Annotated in this window: 18 protein-coding genes; 3 read left to right on the forward strand and 15 right to left on the reverse strand. The window is 70.3% G+C overall.

What is annotated here, in order from left to right; genetic code table 11:
* Window positions 1-25: 25 nt before the first annotated feature.
* The 8 genes from ACFYZA_RS28040 to ACFYZA_RS28075 form a co-directional block, all read right to left on the reverse strand.
* Window positions 26-2,185: a condensation domain-containing protein gene (locus tag ACFYZA_RS28040; RefSeq protein ID WP_388493377.1), complete on the reverse strand. Its 2,160-nt coding sequence runs from the start codon at window positions 2,183-2,185 to the stop codon at window positions 26-28.
* 30 nt (window positions 2,186-2,215) lie between these two features.
* The gene (locus ACFYZA_RS28045) at window positions 2,216-2,473 is read right to left on the reverse strand and encodes a phosphopantetheine-binding protein (RefSeq protein WP_382595959.1); all 258 of its coding nucleotides are present in this window, start codon (window positions 2,471-2,473) and stop codon (window positions 2,216-2,218) included.
* 347 nt (window positions 2,474-2,820) lie between these two features.
* Complete coding sequence (locus ACFYZA_RS28050; RefSeq protein WP_388493378.1) at window positions 2,821-3,561, reverse strand: alpha/beta hydrolase; 741 nt, start codon at window positions 3,559-3,561, stop codon at window positions 2,821-2,823.
* Between the two features lie 171 nt (window positions 3,562-3,732).
* Window positions 3,733-4,026 (reverse strand): helix-turn-helix domain-containing protein, encoded by a 294-nt coding sequence (locus ACFYZA_RS28055; RefSeq protein ID WP_388493380.1) that lies wholly within the window; start codon window positions 4,024-4,026, stop codon window positions 3,733-3,735.
* Window positions 4,026-4,517, reverse strand: coding sequence for a DUF2975 domain-containing protein (locus tag ACFYZA_RS28060; protein WP_382595967.1), 492 nt, complete (start codon window positions 4,515-4,517; stop codon window positions 4,026-4,028). The genes ACFYZA_RS28055 and ACFYZA_RS28060 overlap by 1 nt, the downstream gene beginning before the upstream one ends.
* Before the next feature lie 266 nt (window positions 4,518-4,783).
* The gene (gene coaD / locus ACFYZA_RS28065) at window positions 4,784-5,209 is read right to left on the reverse strand and encodes a pantetheine-phosphate adenylyltransferase (protein ID WP_388493381.1); all 426 of its coding nucleotides are present in this window, start codon (window positions 5,207-5,209) and stop codon (window positions 4,784-4,786) included.
* A gap of 277 nt (window positions 5,210-5,486) precedes the next feature.
* Complete coding sequence (locus ACFYZA_RS28070; protein WP_388493382.1) at window positions 5,487-6,311, reverse strand: SDR family oxidoreductase; 825 nt, start codon at window positions 6,309-6,311, stop codon at window positions 5,487-5,489.
* Between the two features lie 138 nt (window positions 6,312-6,449).
* A complete protein-coding gene (locus ACFYZA_RS28075) occupies window positions 6,450-6,881 on the reverse strand; it encodes an ATP-binding protein (RefSeq protein ID WP_388493383.1) in 432 nt (143 codons plus the stop codon).
* Window positions 6,882-7,270: 389 nt separating this feature from the next.
* Here ACFYZA_RS28075 and ACFYZA_RS28080 point away from each other — a divergent pair, with 389 nt between their 5' ends.
* Complete coding sequence (locus ACFYZA_RS28080) at window positions 7,271-7,762, forward strand: MarR family transcriptional regulator (RefSeq protein WP_388493385.1); 492 nt, start codon at window positions 7,271-7,273, stop codon at window positions 7,760-7,762.
* A 49-nt stretch (window positions 7,763-7,811) separates the two neighbouring features.
* Here ACFYZA_RS28080 and ACFYZA_RS28085 read toward each other — a convergent pair whose 3' ends face one another.
* The 6 genes from ACFYZA_RS28085 to ACFYZA_RS28110 form a co-directional block, all read right to left on the reverse strand.
* Window positions 7,812-9,011, reverse strand: coding sequence for a PP2C family protein-serine/threonine phosphatase (locus ACFYZA_RS28085; protein WP_388493387.1), 1,200 nt, complete (start codon window positions 9,009-9,011; stop codon window positions 7,812-7,814).
* Window positions 9,012-9,206: 195 nt separating this feature from the next.
* Window positions 9,207-10,469 carry a PP2C family protein-serine/threonine phosphatase gene (locus ACFYZA_RS28090; protein ID WP_388493388.1) on the reverse strand — a complete coding sequence of 421 codons (1,263 nt, stop codon included), beginning with the start codon at window positions 10,467-10,469 and terminating at the stop codon, window positions 9,207-9,209.
* The gene (locus ACFYZA_RS28095; RefSeq protein WP_388493390.1) at window positions 10,466-11,488 is read right to left on the reverse strand and encodes a SpoIIE family protein phosphatase; all 1,023 of its coding nucleotides are present in this window, start codon (window positions 11,486-11,488) and stop codon (window positions 10,466-10,468) included. Before ACFYZA_RS28095 ends, ACFYZA_RS28090 begins: the two co-directional genes overlap by 4 nt.
* Window positions 11,473-11,934 carry an ATP-binding protein gene (locus ACFYZA_RS28100; protein ID WP_382595991.1) on the reverse strand — a complete coding sequence of 154 codons (462 nt, stop codon included), beginning with the start codon at window positions 11,932-11,934 and terminating at the stop codon, window positions 11,473-11,475. Before ACFYZA_RS28100 ends, ACFYZA_RS28095 begins: the two co-directional genes overlap by 16 nt.
* The gene (locus ACFYZA_RS28105) at window positions 11,931-12,329 is read right to left on the reverse strand and encodes an STAS domain-containing protein (protein ID WP_388493391.1); all 399 of its coding nucleotides are present in this window, start codon (window positions 12,327-12,329) and stop codon (window positions 11,931-11,933) included. Before ACFYZA_RS28105 ends, ACFYZA_RS28100 begins: the two co-directional genes overlap by 4 nt.
* Window positions 12,326-13,198 carry an STAS domain-containing protein gene (locus ACFYZA_RS28110; protein ID WP_388493393.1) on the reverse strand — a complete coding sequence of 291 codons (873 nt, stop codon included), beginning with the start codon at window positions 13,196-13,198 and terminating at the stop codon, window positions 12,326-12,328. Before ACFYZA_RS28110 ends, ACFYZA_RS28105 begins: the two co-directional genes overlap by 4 nt.
* 581 nt (window positions 13,199-13,779) lie before the next feature.
* Here ACFYZA_RS28110 and ACFYZA_RS28115 point away from each other — a divergent pair.
* Window positions 13,780-13,986 (forward strand): hypothetical protein, encoded by a 207-nt coding sequence (locus tag ACFYZA_RS28115; protein ID WP_167155733.1) that lies wholly within the window; start codon window positions 13,780-13,782, stop codon window positions 13,984-13,986.
* Between the two features lie 305 nt (window positions 13,987-14,291).
* Here ACFYZA_RS28115 and ACFYZA_RS28120 read toward each other — a convergent pair whose 3' ends face one another.
* Window positions 14,292-14,795, reverse strand: a complete 504-nt coding sequence (locus ACFYZA_RS28120) for a MarR family winged helix-turn-helix transcriptional regulator (RefSeq protein ID WP_382596000.1) — start codon at window positions 14,793-14,795, stop codon at window positions 14,292-14,294.
* A 90-nt stretch (window positions 14,796-14,885) separates the two neighbouring features.
* Here ACFYZA_RS28120 and ACFYZA_RS28125 point away from each other — a divergent pair, with 90 nt between their 5' ends.
* Window positions 14,886-16,058 (forward strand): PP2C family protein-serine/threonine phosphatase, encoded by a 1,173-nt coding sequence (locus ACFYZA_RS28125; RefSeq protein ID WP_382596003.1) that lies wholly within the window; start codon window positions 14,886-14,888, stop codon window positions 16,056-16,058.
* Window positions 16,059-16,199 lie beyond the last annotated feature (141 nt).

Here is a 16,199-nt window from a genome sequence, read left to right on the forward strand (position 1 = left end):
ATCGGTTCCGTAAGGGGCCTTTGCGTCACGCGGTGCCGGGGCCTGCGGGCCCGAGGCCGTCCAGGGGGCGTCGGCCGGTGCGGCAGATCGTCCGGACACGTGGCAGGTCCACCGCACCCGACGGGTCGAGCGGCAGCGCGTCGACGAGTGCGACACGCGTCGGCCGGGGCGCCTCCGGCGGCCAGACCCGAAGGACCCGCCGCCGCCAGGTGCGCCGAGCCCCGGGATCCGAGCCGGTCTCGGCCGAGGGGACCACCAGGACGCCGGGCGCGGGATGGGCCGCGTCCTCCCCCGGTACGACGACGACGTCGCGCACTCCCGGCAGCGCGGCGATCCGCCGCTCGGCCTGTCCCCCTTCCAGGAGCCGGCCTCCGAAGTCGCCGGCCCGTTCGGCCGGTCCGAGAAAGCACAGGCGCCGCTCGCCGTCGATGCGCGCGCGGAACCCCGTCGGCACGTCGTCCCCGCCGCCAGGCGGACGCAGGACCAGCAGGCCCGGCGTGCGCGCGGGCAGTTCCTGGCCGTCCGGAGCGACCACGGCCGGACGCCACCGGCCGGTGAGATGGGGCAGCGGCAGGGCCGCGTCGGGGGTGCCGGGGTCCGGCTGCCACTCCCCCCAGGCGACCTGCCCGGCCTGTTCGTGGTCGAGCACCAGCACGATCCGGCCGCCGGCCTTGACGTGCTCCAGCCGGTCCTCGGTCGGCAGGAACCGCTCGACCGGGACGACCACAGTGCCCGCTCCCGCCGGCACCGGCGTCGGCACCGGCTTCGGCCCGGATACGGCATCCGCCGCCCGCGCGGGCGTTGCGGCCGTGGGCATCGAACTACCTTGCACAACAGGTGAGTTGGGGTCTCGAAGGGCGTGCTCCAGGGTCCGGCACCAGCCGTCGGCGAAGTCCTCGGCGGTCTCGGCGTCGAAGACGGAGGTTCCGTAGTCGAGGCGGCCGAAGGCGCCGTCCGGCGTCGTGCGCAACTGCAGCGTGGTCTGGAAGGACTGCGAGGAGTTCGGCGCGAAGAACTCCCACTCGATCCGCAGGCCCGCCACCTCCCCCAGGTCGGCGGCGACGCGCGGGTACGACACTCCGAAGCGGTCGAAGATGCCCGGGCCGACGTCCGTGCCGTAGGCGCGGCGGAGTTCGCGCATGAGCAGGTGGAAGGGGACCCGCCGGAACCGGTCGACGGTCGCGACGGCCTGCCCGGCGGCCACCACCAGGTCCCGGAACGTCGCCCCCGGTTCCAGCACGATCGCGCACGGAACCATGTTGACCTGCATGGCGATCCGGTCCCGGGTGGCCTCGGTGCTCGTGTCGACGGGGATGCACAGGGCCAGCCGGTCGTTGCCGTATCGGGCGAGATGTGCGGCGGTCGCGGCAAGCAGCCCCGAGAAGAAGCTGGTTCCGGCCTCGGCCGTGAGGGCGCGGAGCCCCCGGAACGCCGCGTCCGGCAGTTCGAACCGCGGCGTCGCGGCCGTGCCCGACGCCGGCGTCGCCCTGTCCGGCCGGGGCAGCACCAGGCTGGGGAACGAGGGCAGGTCGCAGCCGCGCCAGTAGCGCGTCGCCGCCGCCAGCGTCGCCGGGTCCGGCTCGTCGGAGGCCGCGAGCGGGGCGACGGGCTCGGACTCCTCGATGGGCGCGGTGAGCTCGGACTTCTCGATGGGCTCGGTGGACCTGGGCTCCGCGCCGGTGAGGCCGCCGCGTCCGCGTATCGCGGACAGTTCCCGCGCGAACTGCCGGGCGAACACGAACTTGGAACGGCCGTCGAAGGCCATGTGGTGCACGGCGACGACCAGCGTGCGCCGGTCCCCGCCGTGGTCCAGGAGGATGAAGCGGATGGGCGCCCGGGCGGTCAGGTCCCAGTCGAGCGGCCGCCGGGCCAGGTACCAGGCGCGCGCCGCGTCCTGCTCGGTACCCGCCGGGCAGGGCAGCGCCGCCTGCTCGAACTCGAATACGTCGTCGAGGTCGTTGATCCGGAACCAGTAGCGCTGGTCACGCTCCTCGACGGTCCCGCGCAGCTCCGGGTGACGGCGGCAGACCGACGCGCAGGCGGCCGCCACGTCACCGGCCGCCGCCGGTCCGTGGATGGTGGCGAAGAAGAACCCCGCGTTCAGCCGGTCCGGGTGTCTGAGCTGTTCCAGCCAGATCGGTTCCTGCGCCATCGTCAGCGGCACCGTCGGTCCGCTTCTCCGCATCTCGCCTCCCCACGCAGCGCTCAGAGACGTTCAGCCGTCGTTCTCCTGAACCAGCTCCGCCACCTCGGTCACGAAGTCCTGGAGCACGGGGTTCTCGAAGAGCGTCAACAGGGGTACGTCGACTGCGAGTTCGGAGCGGATGATGACGACGATGCGGGTACCCACCAGCGAGTCGACGCCCAGCATCAGCAGGTTGTCCGTCAGGGCCACCGGCTGCTTGAGCACATCGGAGACGACCTTGAGCACGGTCTCGCTGACGGCGGCCACGGTGGATTCGGATATTGGCACGGAACGCAACCCCTCCCAAGTGGGGACCTACGGCACCTTGATCCAGACGGCGGGCCTCATGGCCCGGCGCGAGATCAGCCTCGCAGACCCGTCCCCGCCCTGTCCACGATGGGTCGAGCACGATTGGTCCAACACCGACTCCCTTTCCGCTGTGGGGAGTTGGGTCGTGACGCGGCGTACGCGGAGGCCGACGCGACTGCGCCCCCGGATCGGCCACCGAGCGAGCGGGCGCCTCGCGTGCGCTCGGGCGGAGGTCCCCCGGGCGCCGTCATCGAGAGCCGGAGCCCTCGATGACGGCATCACGGCCGGCGCCGCTTACCGTCTGCCGCCGGCCCGAGGGGCCGGTCTCACTTCAGGTGGCGGGTGAAGAACTGGGCCGCGGCCTCTCCCGCGTGCTGCGGGACCCCGGTGTGGCCGCCCATGTTGGCGTGCAGGGACTTCTCCTGGGAGCCGAAGGCGTCGAACAGGTCCAGGGCCGCCTGCCGGTCGTTCCCCTCGTCGTCCCATTGCAGCAGGACGTGCAGCGGAATGGTGACCCGCCGCGCCTCCTCGAAGACGGCGCGCGGCACGAAGCTCCCCGCGAAGAGGCCGGCGGCCACGATGCGGGGCTCGACCACCGCGAGCCGGACTCCGATGGAGATCACTCCCCCCGAGTACCCGACCGGGCCGCCGATCTCCGGCAGGGACAGGAGGGCGTCCAGGGCTGCCTGCCATTCCGGGGCCGCCTTGTCGACCAGCGGGAGGATGACGGCGTCGATGATCTCGTCGCTGACCGGCTCGCCGGCCTCCAGAGCCCGGCGCAGGTCGGCGAGCGCCTGCTCGGCGGCGGGCCAACGGGGCCGGTCGCCTTTGCCCGGAAGTTCGATGGTGGCCGTGGCGAAGCCGTCCGCCGCGGCGTGCCGGGCCCGGGCCACCAGCCGGGGGTACACCTTGCCCAGCCCGAGGGGAGGGGGGCCGAGCAGGATCAGCGGCGTCGGTGCGGACGCGGCGGCGGACGCGGGCGTCCACAGGATGCCGGGGATGTCGCCGAGGGTGAATGCGCGCTCGAGGACACCGTCGTCGAGACGCCGTTCAGAAGTGAAGTGCATGGTCGTGCCTTTCGGGAATGCGCTGGAATGGCGCTCCCGGACGACCTATCGCCCGACCGTGACCCCGGAGGAGAGCACCCACGTAGTTGTGTTCACGGGTACCACCTCCTCGTTCTCTCGCACGGCCACCGGAAAAGTAGCAGGGGCCTCCCCAGTCCGCCAAGCGGGTTTCTACGGAGGCGCCGTCGCCGGATGCCACGAACCCCCGGCACCCTCGGCGTCCCCGGCGTCGTCCCCGGCGCCCTCGGCTTCCTCTGCTTCCTCGGCCTCCCAGCGGAGGAGGTCGCCCGGCTGGCACTCGAGCACCTCGCAGAGCGCGGCGAGCGTCGCGAAGCGCACCGCCTTGGCGCGGCCGTTCTTGAGCACCGCCAGGTTGGCGGGCGTGATCCCCACGCGGTCCGCGAGTTCGCCCACGGACATCTTCCTTCTGGCCAGCATCACGTCGATGTCGACGGCGATCGGCATCAGATCACCTCGTCCAACTCGGCTTGCATGCGCGCCGCTTCGACGTCGCGGGCGACGGCCTGGGCGAGCAGCATCCGCAGCACGAGCACGATGAGCGCGACTCCCAGGATGGCCAGGCCGATCCCGCCCATGATGAAGGTGACGCCGGGGTCGTCCCGCTGGCCGGGCGCGTTGACGGCCGTGACCGCGAACCACACGAGGGCGGCCGCGACGATCGCGCCGATGATGACGTCCACGTACCGGAAGGCGGCGTGGGAGAACACGGTGCCGCGGCGCACCATCGTGACCAGCCGCCACACACAGACCAGGGCGACCTGGGCCGCCCCGACGCCCAGGATCGTGATCACGCGCAGGGCGGTCAGCGGAAGCGACCCGTCCTCCGGGTCCTTCCCGCTGATCAACGCCCACACCATCAGTGCCTGTACGCACACGGTGCCGGTGAGCACCACCCCGAGCACGGCGCGCAGCGCACGCACTGCCAGCTTTCCCATGACCCATCCTTCCATCGAGCTACGATGGAAATCTATCGAATCTCGATAGGTGAAGCAAGGTCTGGGACCCCGCGCGACAGGCGCCCGTCCGGCATCGGACCGCCACCGGCGGCTCCCCCGAGCAGCGCCGGCAGGCGCGTCCCGTCCGCCGGATTCCGCCGGGACAACCTGCGGGCCGGGTCCACTCCGTCGTCGAAGAGGGAGCGCACGTGCTCCGGGAAGGCGATATCTCCACGCCCCGGCCCGTCGGGCAGCGGCTCAACTCATCACTTGGGAACAGCGTCCAGTTGACGCATCGTGGTGACGAGGGTGGAGGAGATGTGGGCCAGGCCGGGGTCTGCGGCGATGAAGAACGTTTCGACACCGGCCAGTTCGTGGTTCATGCGGGCCATCGGCATTTCGTAGTCCAGGTCCGCAACGCCGCGGACTCCCCGGATGACGACGTCGATTCCGGCCCGGCGGCAGTAGTCGACCAGCAGGCCGCCAGTGTGGGAGTCGACCGTGACGTTGCTCAACTCGGTTGCCGCGGCGCGGAGTCGGTCCAGCCGTTCGGCGACGGGGAAGCGACCGGTCTTGTTCGCATTGAACATCACACACACCACGACCTCGTCGAAGAGGAGGGCAGCACGGCGGAGTATGTCCGCGTGCCCTTGGGTGACCGGATCGAAGGATCCTGGGAAGAGAGCTCGCATGATCGGGGAGAGTAACAAGGGGCCGCCCCCGGAAGGCCCTCGGCAAGGGAGCGCACTGCGACGCTTCCGGCCGGCCCGTAACCGCCGGACCGTCGGGGGGCACACCGACACGTACGGCAGCGTCGACGCTTGCCTGCCGCGCCGGCGCCACCGCCCCTGACCGCACATCGCCGTCCCGGCAGGGGGCCGACCGGGTTCTCTCCGGTCGGCCCCCTGTTTCGCGCACGGGCTTGCCGCGCGACGCGGCCGCGCATACCCCGCGCGCCGGGCCCCAGGGTCAGCCCTGCGCCAGCTCTGCCACGGGCTGCCACTTCTCCCACACCGCGAGACGCTGCTCGTAGTCGGCCTTGGCCATGCCCAGCGGCGCCGTACCGAAGAAGCAGCGCAGCGGCGGCTCCTCGGCGTCGACGATCCGCAGCACGGCAGCGGCGGACGCGGTCGGATCGCCCGGCGTGCCGACGCGCTTGCGGCGCTGCTCCCGCACCTGCTCGTGGAAGTCGGCGTACGCCGGCAGCGGATCGGACGTGCTCGACGAGGAACCCGCCCAGTCGGTGGCGAACCCACCCGGCTCGATCAGCGTGACCTTGACGCCGAACGACGCGACTTCCTGGGCAAGCGCCTGGCTCATGCCCTCGAGCGCCCACTTCGAGGCGTGGTAGATCCCGACCATCGGGAAGGCGCTGATGCCGCCGATGGAGGAGACCTGCAGAACGTGGCCGCCGCCCTGCTCACGCAGGAACGGCAGCGCCGCCTGCGTGATCCACAGGGCGCCGAACAGGTTGGTCTCCAGCTGGGCGCGCGCCTCGGCCTCGGTGAGTTCCTCGATCATGCCGAAGTGGCCGTAACCGGCGTTGTTGACCACCACGTCGAGGCGCCCGAACCGCTCGTGCGCCTGCCGTACCGCATCGAAGCCGGCGTCACGGTCGGTCACGTCGAGCCGCAGGGGCAGCAGTCGTTCTCCGTACTTCTCGCGGAGGTCACCCAGCGTGGAGAGGTCGCGCGCGGTCGCGGCCACCGAATCGCCGCGTTCGAGGGCGGCGATGGCCCACTCCCTGCCGAAGCCGCGCGAGGCGCCGGTGATGAACCAGATCTTCTGCGTCATGGTGTGCTCCTCAAGGAAACTCGTCATCCGTACGGTCTGTACGGGACGGCGGTCTCTCACCAGAGAACACCTTCGAGTGGGCTCGAAGGCAACCCCACCACACCGGGAAGCCCCTGAGCCGTGCCGAGGCGCGGTGACTCACCTCATGGCTGCCGGATCCTCGTCCGGGGCGCTGCCCAAGCCGCCCAAACGGAGGCAGGCGATGACCTGCTTGCCGGACGTCAGGAGCCGGGTGTGCAGCTGGGCGCACACCCGGGTGACCAGCAGCAGGCCGTGCCCGCCGATTCGCGCGGCGTCGGGCACCTGCGGTCGAGGCGGATTCGGCGAGCCGTCGCGCACGGTGATCTCCAACAGGTCCGCGCCCTCGTTCACCTCCAGCGCGAGGCTGCCCGAGCCCGGCGCGTGGCGCAGCGCATTGGTGACCAGCTCGCTCACGACGAGTTGGGCGTCCAGACAATGCTGCTCGTCGGGGCGGTACCCGGCCTGAACGAGCAGCGTACGCACGGCTGTTCTGGCATCGGCGATGGAGAACTCGGTCGTCTCCCAGGCGGCACTGAATCGGAGGGGCACCGCAGAGTCCTGTTCGGTCGATGCGCGGTCTTCGAGGGCGGCGACCATGGACCTCATTCCCCCATCCTGGATCGGCGTTGCATCACAAGCTGTCTTCTCTCGCTCACGTGCGCCTACCCACTGCCGCCACGTCCATGAAAGTCAGGAGCGAGGTGATCGGTCCGGCCCGGCTCCTGGTCAACCCCCTCGGCGCCCGGCCTCGCGCGCGTAGGCCACGGTAGCTCGCGTTCTTCCGGCACGGAACTCGCGTCCTTCCGACGCGGAAGATGACGTGGACAGGCATAGATTGGTCAGCGCGGGCATATTAGGTGGAGACCGTTCGGGGACCCGTAGCGAGACGGGTGGGATCTGAAGGGGATGTGCACCAGCTCAGTGGGAGAGTCGGCCATATGGACCGCGCGGGATCTTCGGATGACGATTCTGTGCTTGCGCTCGCCCAGCAGGTGTCCGAAGCCGCCGAAGCTCTGATCGTGACCTGGAACGCCGCGGCACAAGGAGCGGTGCCACGCCTGTCCGCCCTTCAGCTGGAGGCGCTCCTGATCGCCCGTCGCTCGCCGGGCATCAACCTCACTGGCTTGGCGGAACGCATCGGTGCCGCGCCCCCCGCGGCCAGCAGACTGTGCGACAGGCTGGAGGCGGCGGGGCTGCTCGATCGGCGCCGCCCGTCGACCAATCGTCGCGAGATCGAGCTGACGCTGACTCCGCACGGCCGGCACATTCTGGAAGCGTTGGCCGAGCGTCGACTCGCCGCGATCAACCAGGTTCTTCTGCACGTGCCCGCGGCTCAGGGTGAGGCACTCCTCGTCGGCCTGCGCGCCTTTACCGAAGCCGTCCAAGACGTCGAAGCCGTTCAGGCCGAGAACACGATCCCTGAGCGCTGAAGCCCTGATTTCCTGAGCCCTCCTGACCTCGGTGTCGCGGCCGGGCCACCTAGTCCGCCGTCGGCCGTCTGCCCCTCCAGTCCAGGCAGAGGACCGCCGCGTCGGCGGACAGCTCTCCGCCCCCGTGGTACTGCATCAGCCCGTCCACCACGGCACGGGCCGTCTCGTGCGTCGATACACCGCGTGCGGCAGCGACGGTCTCCCGGAGCGCCAGCTCGCCAAAGGAGCTACCCGCCTTGTTCTGCGAAGCGTGGACACCGCTGCTCACGATGATCAGACGGTCACCGGCCTCAAGGCTGAACCGCTCCTCGTTGTACTGGGTCTCCTCGAACATGCCGAGCGGCAGCTGGGCATCGAGCGGGACGCGCTCCACGGTGCCCTGGCGGTGGCGGAACAGCTGGGGCGACCCCGCGTCCACAGCGCAGGTCCTGCCGGTCGCCAAGTCGACGCGCAGCAACAGGCTCGGGGCCGACAGCTCGCCGCCGTATTCGCCGTAGACCGCCTGGTCGGCGAGGCATGCCTGGTCGGCGAGGGAGATGCCGGCCCGGCGGGCGTTGCGCAGAGCGTTGACCGTGAGGCTGGTCAGGAGGGCTGCCTGGATGCCGTGGCCCTGACCGTCGGTGACGGTGATGGTCAGCGAGTCGTCGGTGACGCTCCAGTCGAAGTTGTCGCCACCAACCGCGTAGGCGGGTTCGAGGTGGGCGCCGAGGGTGAATTCGTCGCTCTCGAAACCGCGTCCCGGCAGGAGCTGCCACTGCATCTCCGCCGCGAGGGTGAGCCGTCTGCGCCGTCGGGCCTGGAGGTACAGATCGGTGTCGCGCTCCGCGACGAGCAGTTCATGCCCCAGAGCTGTCGCGAAGGTGGCGAGGTCCAGCACCTCCGACGTGCCCGAGACGGCCGTCTCGGGAAGATCGACGGAGAGAACCCCCAGCCGGTCACCTCGCACGGTGATCGGTAGATGGGCCCGGACGGCGCCGGGCTCGTCGGTGACTTCCACGACGGGGGCCTGGCCGGTGAACGCCCGTCCCGCGGGACTGCCGTCATGGACGCCTGTCGCTTCACCCGTGTGCGGCAAGTGGGTCACGGGCTGGAGGACGCTCAAGCCGTAGTCCGCCAGCAGCAGGGTCACATCGCGGGCCTGGACGTACTCGGCCAGCAGTGAGCGTGCGGTGGACAGCAGCGCTGTTGGAGGTGTCAGTCGCAGAGTGCTTTCCGCGACACCCAGCCAGCCTGTCGATCGACTGTCCACGGCCTTCTTCCCTCATCATCTGGACGAGCACGCTCCCATGGATCGGAGCGGTGCCGCGTGTGATTGGCCGCGCCCATTCTTCCCCAGTCTCACCGGGAATGCACCGCCCCGGGAATTCTGGGATAAATCCGCCAGACACCCATATCTGCGGCTTGGTCGCCTTCATCCGCATTGTTGCCACGGCTCTCGGACGTCTCATGGGGACGTTTCGGATGCCGGGTCGGGGATGCGGACGGCCAGGGCCAGGGTGTCGTCGGGGTGGAGGACCTGGGTGCGCATGTCGGCGGCGATCGCACCCGGGATGCCGTTCAGCGGTTTCGCCGCGTGCCGACGGGCCGACTCGATGAGCCGTACTTCGCCTTCGATCGGGTCTCTGCGGCTCTCGGTCAGGCCGTCGGTGTACAGGACGATCAGGTCCCCGGGGCCGATGTGGGTACGCAGCAGCCGCTCGCTGCCGGGCAGGGGGAAGCCGATGCCCCTTCCGGGGACTTCCAGGTAGCCGGCCTCGCCATTGGCCTGGAGCAGCATGGCGGGTGGGTGGCTTCCGTTGGCGATCTGCACTTCGCCGGTCGCGGGGTTTATCCGGGCGAGCAGCGCGGTGGCCATCAGACCTGGGGCGAGGGGCATGAGCAGTTCGTGCGCGCGGGCCACGATGGACTGCAGCGGGTGTCCCTCCAGGGCGAGGGTGCGTACGGCGTGGGTCACATCGAGGGCGCTTCGCGTGCTGCGCACCCCGTGGCCCAGCGCGTCGACGATGGTGATGTGAAGGGTTCCGTCCGGCAGCAGGAACCAGTCGTAGAGGTCGCCCCCGGTAGGAGCGAGCGGGTCGGCCGGCTCGTAGTGCACGGCGAGTTCCAGGCCGTCGACGTGCAGCGGGGCGGGGCGCAGCGCGTCTTCGAGTTCCTGGAGCATGGCACCGTGCGCCTTGCGCAACTGCTCGTCACGTTCCTCTAGTTGGACGTACAGGGCGAGGACGCCGCCGTTGGTTTCGGCCAGTTCGTGTTCGAGGAGCCGGTGCTCGGCCGTCAGGGCGTCCGCGCGCGCGAGGGCGGCGCGAAGCTCCTCCTCCATGGCGTCCGCTTCGCTCGGGAGGCGGCTGCCCGTGCGGAACCGGCTGCTGGTGTTGGCTGCGGCACCGTTCTCGGTGAGAGGGATGCACCAGGTCGCCGAGGTCGCCGACGTCGTGGGGGCGGCGGGCAGGGGCAGGCCGGTGGTGCGCAGCGGTCCGACGGCCTGCGGTGCGGTCAGGGTGGCGGACATGGTGGACTCGCCGGTGTCCGGGGCCGTCTGGACTTCGGCGGTGAAGGTGACCGGCCTGCGGGCGGTGAACTCCGCGGCGGCCAGGTCGCAGACGGACAGGACGAGGCGGGAGCGGGCCTCGGCGGGCAGTCCGTGGTGCTGGGCGACGCGGCGTACTGCGCCGCGCAGGGCGGGCAGGGCGTAGAAGGTGCCGTTCATGAGTGCCTTTGCTGGGGTCTGAGCGCAAGAAGCGTCGCGTCGTCGCGGGTACTGCGGTAATGGTGCGTCACTGATGCTGCGAGCAGCTGCGGGGGCAGGCGCAGCACGGACAGGGATGGGGTGTGGGCCCAGCGGGCGTCGATACCGTCGGAGTGCAGGACGGCTGTGGCCCCCGCCGGGAGAGCGACGGTGTGGGTTTGCGGGGTGGGCATGCGCCATCCCACGATGCCGGGCCGGCCGGTCAGCTGGTGGTGGATGCCTCCGGGTGACAGGACCACCGCGCGGATGTTGCCGATCCCGCAGTAGAGGGCCTGTGCGGCGTCGAGCCGCAGGATGCCGACCGCCGCCCCCCGGGTGTGGCGCAGCGCGCGGTCCATCCCGGTGACGATCTCCGGCAGGGGCCGCCCGGCGTGCGCGTGGAAGGCGTGCAGGGCCGCGTGGGCGGCTTCGGCGGCCTGCGGGCCGTGGCCGAGGCCGTCGATGACGACGGCGGTGCGATCGGTGACGGTGTCGACGACCGCGCCGGCGTCACCGCAGTGTTCTTCGCGGTCGGCGGGCAGACAGATGAGTGCGGCACTTTGGCATGCCGTCTCGGCCTGGTCGGGTCGGGTCAGGCGGGCGCAGACGAGGGTGCCCACTCCGGGTTCGGTGCGGATGGCGAAATGGGTCGCTGTACGCCTGATCGCCCCGAGACCGGCGCCCAGCGTTCCGGTGGTGCTGTAGCCGTCGGCCAGGCAGCGTTCGAGTTCGGGCATTCCGGGGCCCCGGTCGGCAGCCAGGATCTCCACTCCGCCGCCCAGGGGAAGCGGGTGGATGTACAGGGCGCCGCCTCTCGCGTGCTTGTGGATGTTGCCGGCCAGTTCGGAGGCCAGCACCGCTGCCTGGTCCGGCAGCGTCCCGGTCAGGCCGTACTGCTCACTCAGCGAACGGGCGGTGGAGGCGGCCAGGTGCACGGCACTGTGGTGGTCTATGCGGACATGGGCCGTCGGCGCGAGGGGATGGGTCACTGGTCGGTCCACCGGGTGACGGTGACGGTTGTGCCCTTCCCGGGCTCGCTGCGGACGGTGAAGTCGTGCATGAGCCGACGTGCGCCGCCCAGGCCGTGTCCCAGTCCGGCGCCGGTGGTGAAGCCGTCGGCGAGTGCCGCATCGGTGTCGGGGATGCCGGGACCGTCGTCGCTGACGGTCAGCCTGACCCCCGTTCCGCCGCGCCGGCTGAGGTGCTCGATGGTGAGGTGCCCTCCCCCGCCGTGGATGTAGGCGTTGCGCGCCAGTTCACTGGCAGCGGTCACGATGCGGGTCTGGTCGACGATGCCGAAGCCCGCTCGCACACTGGCCGTGCGTACGGCGTGCCGGACCGCCAGCAAATCCTCGTCCGTGCTCAGAGCATGCCGCTCGGACGCTTCGCGCAGCTCCCTTGTCCCGGTGGCGGTGTCGGAGGTGGCGCGGTCAGCGAGTCGGGTCATGTTGTGCCCCTTCCAGGGGGCCTCGGGTTCTGCTGCCACCCGAGAGCCGCCATGCCCATCTCCGCGTTCAGGGCGGTTTCGACGCCGTCGAGCTCAAGGCCCAGCTCGACCAGCGTGATGGCTACGGCCGGCTGCAGTCCGGCCACGATGACCCGGGCTCCCAGCAGGCGGGCCATGGACGTCATTTCCATGAGCATGCGCGCCACGAACGAGTCGACCATCTGGAGCCGTGAGATGTCGATCAGAACACCGCGAGCCCCGTCCTCGGATATTCGCCGGATCAGTTCGTCGGTGAAGGCCTCGGCGGACTCGTCGCCGAGCTCGTTGAGCAGTCCTGTGATCAGGACCTCGCCCAGCCGCAGGATCGGCACTCCGCCCCATGCCTGCTCCCTCACCGGCTCACCGCCGCCCGCTGTGCCGACTCGCCGGTCAGCTCGAGCGCCTCGGACAGCGCGTCGGCCAGGCTCGCCCGCGTACGGATCCTGGACAGGTCGATGCCCAGTTGCGCGATGGTCCGCGCGATCGACGGCCGGATACCGCTGATGACGCATTCCGCGCCCATGAGGCGCACCGCGTTGACCGTCTGCATCAGGTGCTGGGCCACCGCCGTATCCACGGTCGGAACACCCGTGATGTCGATGATCGCGACTTGGGCCCGGTCTTCCTGGATGGTCCGCAGCAGGCTCTCCAGGACCACCTGGGTGCGCGCGGTGTCGAGGGTGCCGATCAGCGGCACGGCCAGCACGTGCCGCCACAGTCGCACCACCGGTGTCGACAGTTCCAGCAGCTGCCGGCTCTGTCTGGCGATGATCTCTTCCCGGCCCGCGACATAGGTGTCGAACGACAGGGCGCCCGCGGCGTCCAGGAGCCGGTTGACCAGCAGAGCAGCCGCGAAGAGCTCGGCCGTGTCGTCGGTGAAGCTCTGCACCGCCTCCAGCACGGCCTCCTTGAGGGCCAGGACGGCCAGCGATGTCGCGGTCGGGGTGGCGCCGCCGCGAACCCGGCGCAGCGAGAGATCGACCACGGCCTGGTGCAGCTCCGCGTAGGAGTTCACCACCTGGGACACCGGCAGTGCCGTGTCCAGGCCCTCGGCGAGCGCGGTGATGAGCGCGTCCGCCTCCTGACGCAGCTCGTGCTCGCTGATGTCCGCTCGCAGCTCCTCCTGCGCCAGCTGCAGCTCCACCCAGCGATCGGCTACCGTTCCAGCGCTCCCCCGCAACGCCTTGACTACACGCCGGCGCGCTGTGGCCTCGCTGACACTCACCTGGATCCCTTTCATCGGCCTCCGCGCGGGCTGTCTGGGACTGGTGCACCGCACATGCTGCCCCCACCGTAACTGTTGTCGCGTGGCAAATATATTCGTGGGTGAAGTGCACACGAAAGCTCCACCCGTCCACGACCCACCGAAGCGCGACCCGTAGAACAGATGGACGCCGACGGGAGGGGAGGCGGGCCGAGCACGCCCCCGCCCAGCGAGGGCCCGAGGCGCGGCATCCTGACGGTCGACGACCCGCACCGCCAGGCCGACGAGGGGCGCACCCCACACCATGGCACCGGCAGCGGCGAGCGCGCAGTCGCGAGGATCACATGGCCGGGGCAACGCTATGCGGCCGATCACATGGCCGCGGCGACTCTACGAGGCCAAGGCCCGCCGTACGTCAACAACGCACGCCAAGAGGCAGCCGGATGAGCGGTCCCCGAGGAGGCCCAACGGGCAACCGCCGCAGCGTACTTGTGAGAAGTACTACCCCGGCCTGCGCGGACCCGGGGTTCTCCAACCCGCCGGGCAGGGGCCCGGCTCCGGCAGTACCCAAGAGTTCGGGCCGGACATGGCATCATCCGCGCATGGAACTGGTTTCGCTGGATCTGGCCGTCCACCGCCTGCGCGACGCCGAGGCGGCACTGGACGCCGCGCGCGCCGATGCCGAACTCGAAGCGGTCGCGGCGCTCCGCCGGGGAGGCGACGTGGAGGCCATCTGCGCCCTGTCCGGCCTCAACCCCCACGACCTGCTGCGCCTGGAGAAGCTGACGGGCGACATCCCGGCGGGCTGATCCCCGGCGAACGGGGCCGCTCCCCCGGCTTCGCGGCCGTGGCGCGGAGGCCCGGGCGACGCGTCACGCGTGGGCGGGAGGGCATCTCCCGCGCCACTCCGGAGAGGGGCATCCACCAGCGAGACGGGGGTAAACGGCTGGCAGGACTTGGACACGGTACGACTTCGGAGAGAAACACTTGCCGTTTGACAACTATGCCCTGTGGTCGCACTCTGGACCCGGCTCACGGGCAGCGTGCGCACAGAGCATTTCCACTGGAGGACTGACGACGGTGAACCTGTTGGCGCACCGCCCGCGAGACGGGGTCAAGCCGTACCCGCTGCCTCCCCGCGTACGGAGCCGACGGCGCCCTTCTCGCGCAGCACCGCCGACCGGAAGCACGCCAGCCCCCGCGCGAAGGTGTCCTGTTCGGCAGGCGTCATGGCGGCTACCACGTCGGCCAGTGACTCTTCGCGGCGCGCCCTCAGCTCACTGAGGTAGCGCACCCCCTTGCTCGACAGACGCAGTTCGACTTCTCGCCGACTGGCCGAACTGGGCGCCCTCTCGATGTAATCGAGAGCGTGCAGGCGGTCGCACATGCGGCTCACCGACGGCGGGGTCGAACCCAGCTCCTCGCCCAGCGCGCGCAGGTTGATGCCGTCATTGTCAGCAAGGATGTAGAGAACCCGCAGCTGAGAGATCGAGACGGGGGCGGTCGGCGCCAGCTCCCTGCTCTGGCCCCACAGCACCTCGAGCACCTCGATGGCCTCACGGGCCGCGTACGCAGCCGCTCGCTGGGCGGCGTCGGAGTCCGCACTTCCAACAGTCACGGTCTTCAACCGTCTCGGCTGTCGCTGAGGCACAACAAAGACCCTCCCGCTCCTCTGCTTTCAACTTCCCGAACAGGCGGTATCCGAACAGTGCACAGATTCACGGCTACGGAACGCGCGTTGCGCCAAGCGGCGCCGCACGCTCTGTTGCAAGCGGTGCAGGAGGCTCTGGCCGCGCACTACGGAGCCTCCTCCGTGGACCTGCTCATGGCGGACTACGCGATGACCATACTGCAACCGGTCAGCAAGCTTCCCTACACCGCCGAACCCATCGCTGTCCACGGCAGCTCCCCCGGGCGGGCGTTCGGCGCGCAGCAGCCGCACGTGGTGGCGGACGACCGCACCGGCCGACTGACCGTGCATCTGCCCGTCAGCGTCCGCGGCGACCGTATCGGTGTCCTGTCCGTGGTCCTGGCCCAGGAAACCTACGACGCCCTCGCGGAACAGGAGCTGCGGGACATCGCCGAGGTGCTCGGACACAGCATCGTCGTCGCCGAGCGCGACACCGACGTCTACCTCCAGGCGAGACGCGCCAACCGTCTGACCCTGGCCGCCGAAATGCAATGGCAACTGCTGCCCGGCCGGTCCTGTTCCCGACCGGAATACGAAATCGGCGCCCAACTGGAACCCGCCTACGCCATCTACGGTGACAACTTCGACTGGTCCACCTCCGCCGACCACCTCACGCTCGTCGTCACCAACGGCATGGGCGAGGGCATCGAAGCCGCCCTCCTCACCAACCTGGCCGTCAACGCACTGCGCAACGCACGTCGCGCCGGGCTGTCCCTGTCGGACCAGGCCTGCCTCGCCGACCAGGCCGTCTACGGCCACTACCGCGGCGACGCCTACCTCTCCACCCTGCTGCTCCGCTTCGACCTCGACACCGGCCGGACCCAGATCGTCGATGCCGGCTCCCCTCGGATGTGGCGCCTGCGGCACGGGAAGGCCGAACAGATCCACCCCGAGGCCCAGATGCCGCTCGGCATGTTCGAGGACACCCCCTATACGACCGAGCACTTCGAAGTGCTCCCCGGAGACCGCCTCGTCTTCGTCAGCGACGGCGTCTACAACGTCGCCTCGCCCGAGGGCGAGCGATACAGCGAGAAGGCCCTGATGCGGGCCCTCACCAACACCCGCCTCCTGCCCGCGCCCCAGGTCCCTCGCGCGGTACTGCAAGAACTGGCGGGCCACCGCGGCCCCATCGACGCCGACGACGACGCCATGGTCGTCTGCCTCGACTGGCACGGCCGCCAGAAGGGCTGACCGCACCGCTCACCTGTTCGGCCCTTGACGCGCGGCGATCGTGCCGGTGGTAGGCGGCGGTCAGTGGTGCGGATCGTCCGGTGTGGCGGTGTGGTGACCGCGCCGATGAGTTCACCCTCCTCGCACGGTCTACCCACTGAT

Origin of the sequence: Streptomyces sp. NPDC001828 (assembly GCF_042892175.1) — a bacterium.
In the GTDB taxonomy this organism is placed as follows: Bacteria; Actinomycetota; Actinomycetes; order Streptomycetales; family Streptomycetaceae; genus Streptomyces.

What these genes read in the sequence shown, in the direction of transcription:
- ACFYZA_RS28115 (WP_167155733.1), top strand. Translation starts at nt 13,780, where the DNA reads ATGGAACTGGTTTCGCTGGATCTGGCCGTCCACCGCCTGCGCGACGCC.
- ACFYZA_RS28100 (WP_382595991.1), bottom strand. Translation starts at nt 11,934, where the DNA reads ATGACCCGACTCGCTGACCGCGCCACCTCCGACACCGCCACCGGGACA.
- ACFYZA_RS28040 (WP_388493377.1), bottom strand. Translation starts at nt 2,185, where the DNA reads ATGCGGAGAAGCGGACCGACGGTGCCGCTGACGATGGCGCAGGAACCG.
- ACFYZA_RS28060 (WP_382595967.1), bottom strand. Translation starts at nt 4,517, where the DNA reads ATGGGAAAGCTGGCAGTGCGTGCGCTGCGCGCCGTGCTCGGGGTGGTG.
- ACFYZA_RS28055 (WP_388493380.1), bottom strand. Translation starts at nt 4,026, where the DNA reads ATGCCGATCGCCGTCGACATCGACGTGATGCTGGCCAGAAGGAAGATG.
- ACFYZA_RS28070 (WP_388493382.1), bottom strand. Translation starts at nt 6,311, where the DNA reads ATGACGCAGAAGATCTGGTTCATCACCGGCGCCTCGCGCGGCTTCGGC.
- ACFYZA_RS28080 (WP_388493385.1), top strand. Translation starts at nt 7,271, where the DNA reads ATGGACCGCGCGGGATCTTCGGATGACGATTCTGTGCTTGCGCTCGCC.
- coaD (WP_388493381.1), bottom strand. Translation starts at nt 5,209, where the DNA reads ATGCGAGCTCTCTTCCCAGGATCCTTCGATCCGGTCACCCAAGGGCAC.
- ACFYZA_RS28090 (WP_388493388.1), bottom strand. Translation starts at nt 10,469, where the DNA reads ATGAACGGCACCTTCTACGCCCTGCCCGCCCTGCGCGGCGCAGTACGC.
- ACFYZA_RS28050 (WP_388493378.1), bottom strand. Translation starts at nt 3,561, where the DNA reads ATGCACTTCACTTCTGAACGGCGTCTCGACGACGGTGTCCTCGAGCGC.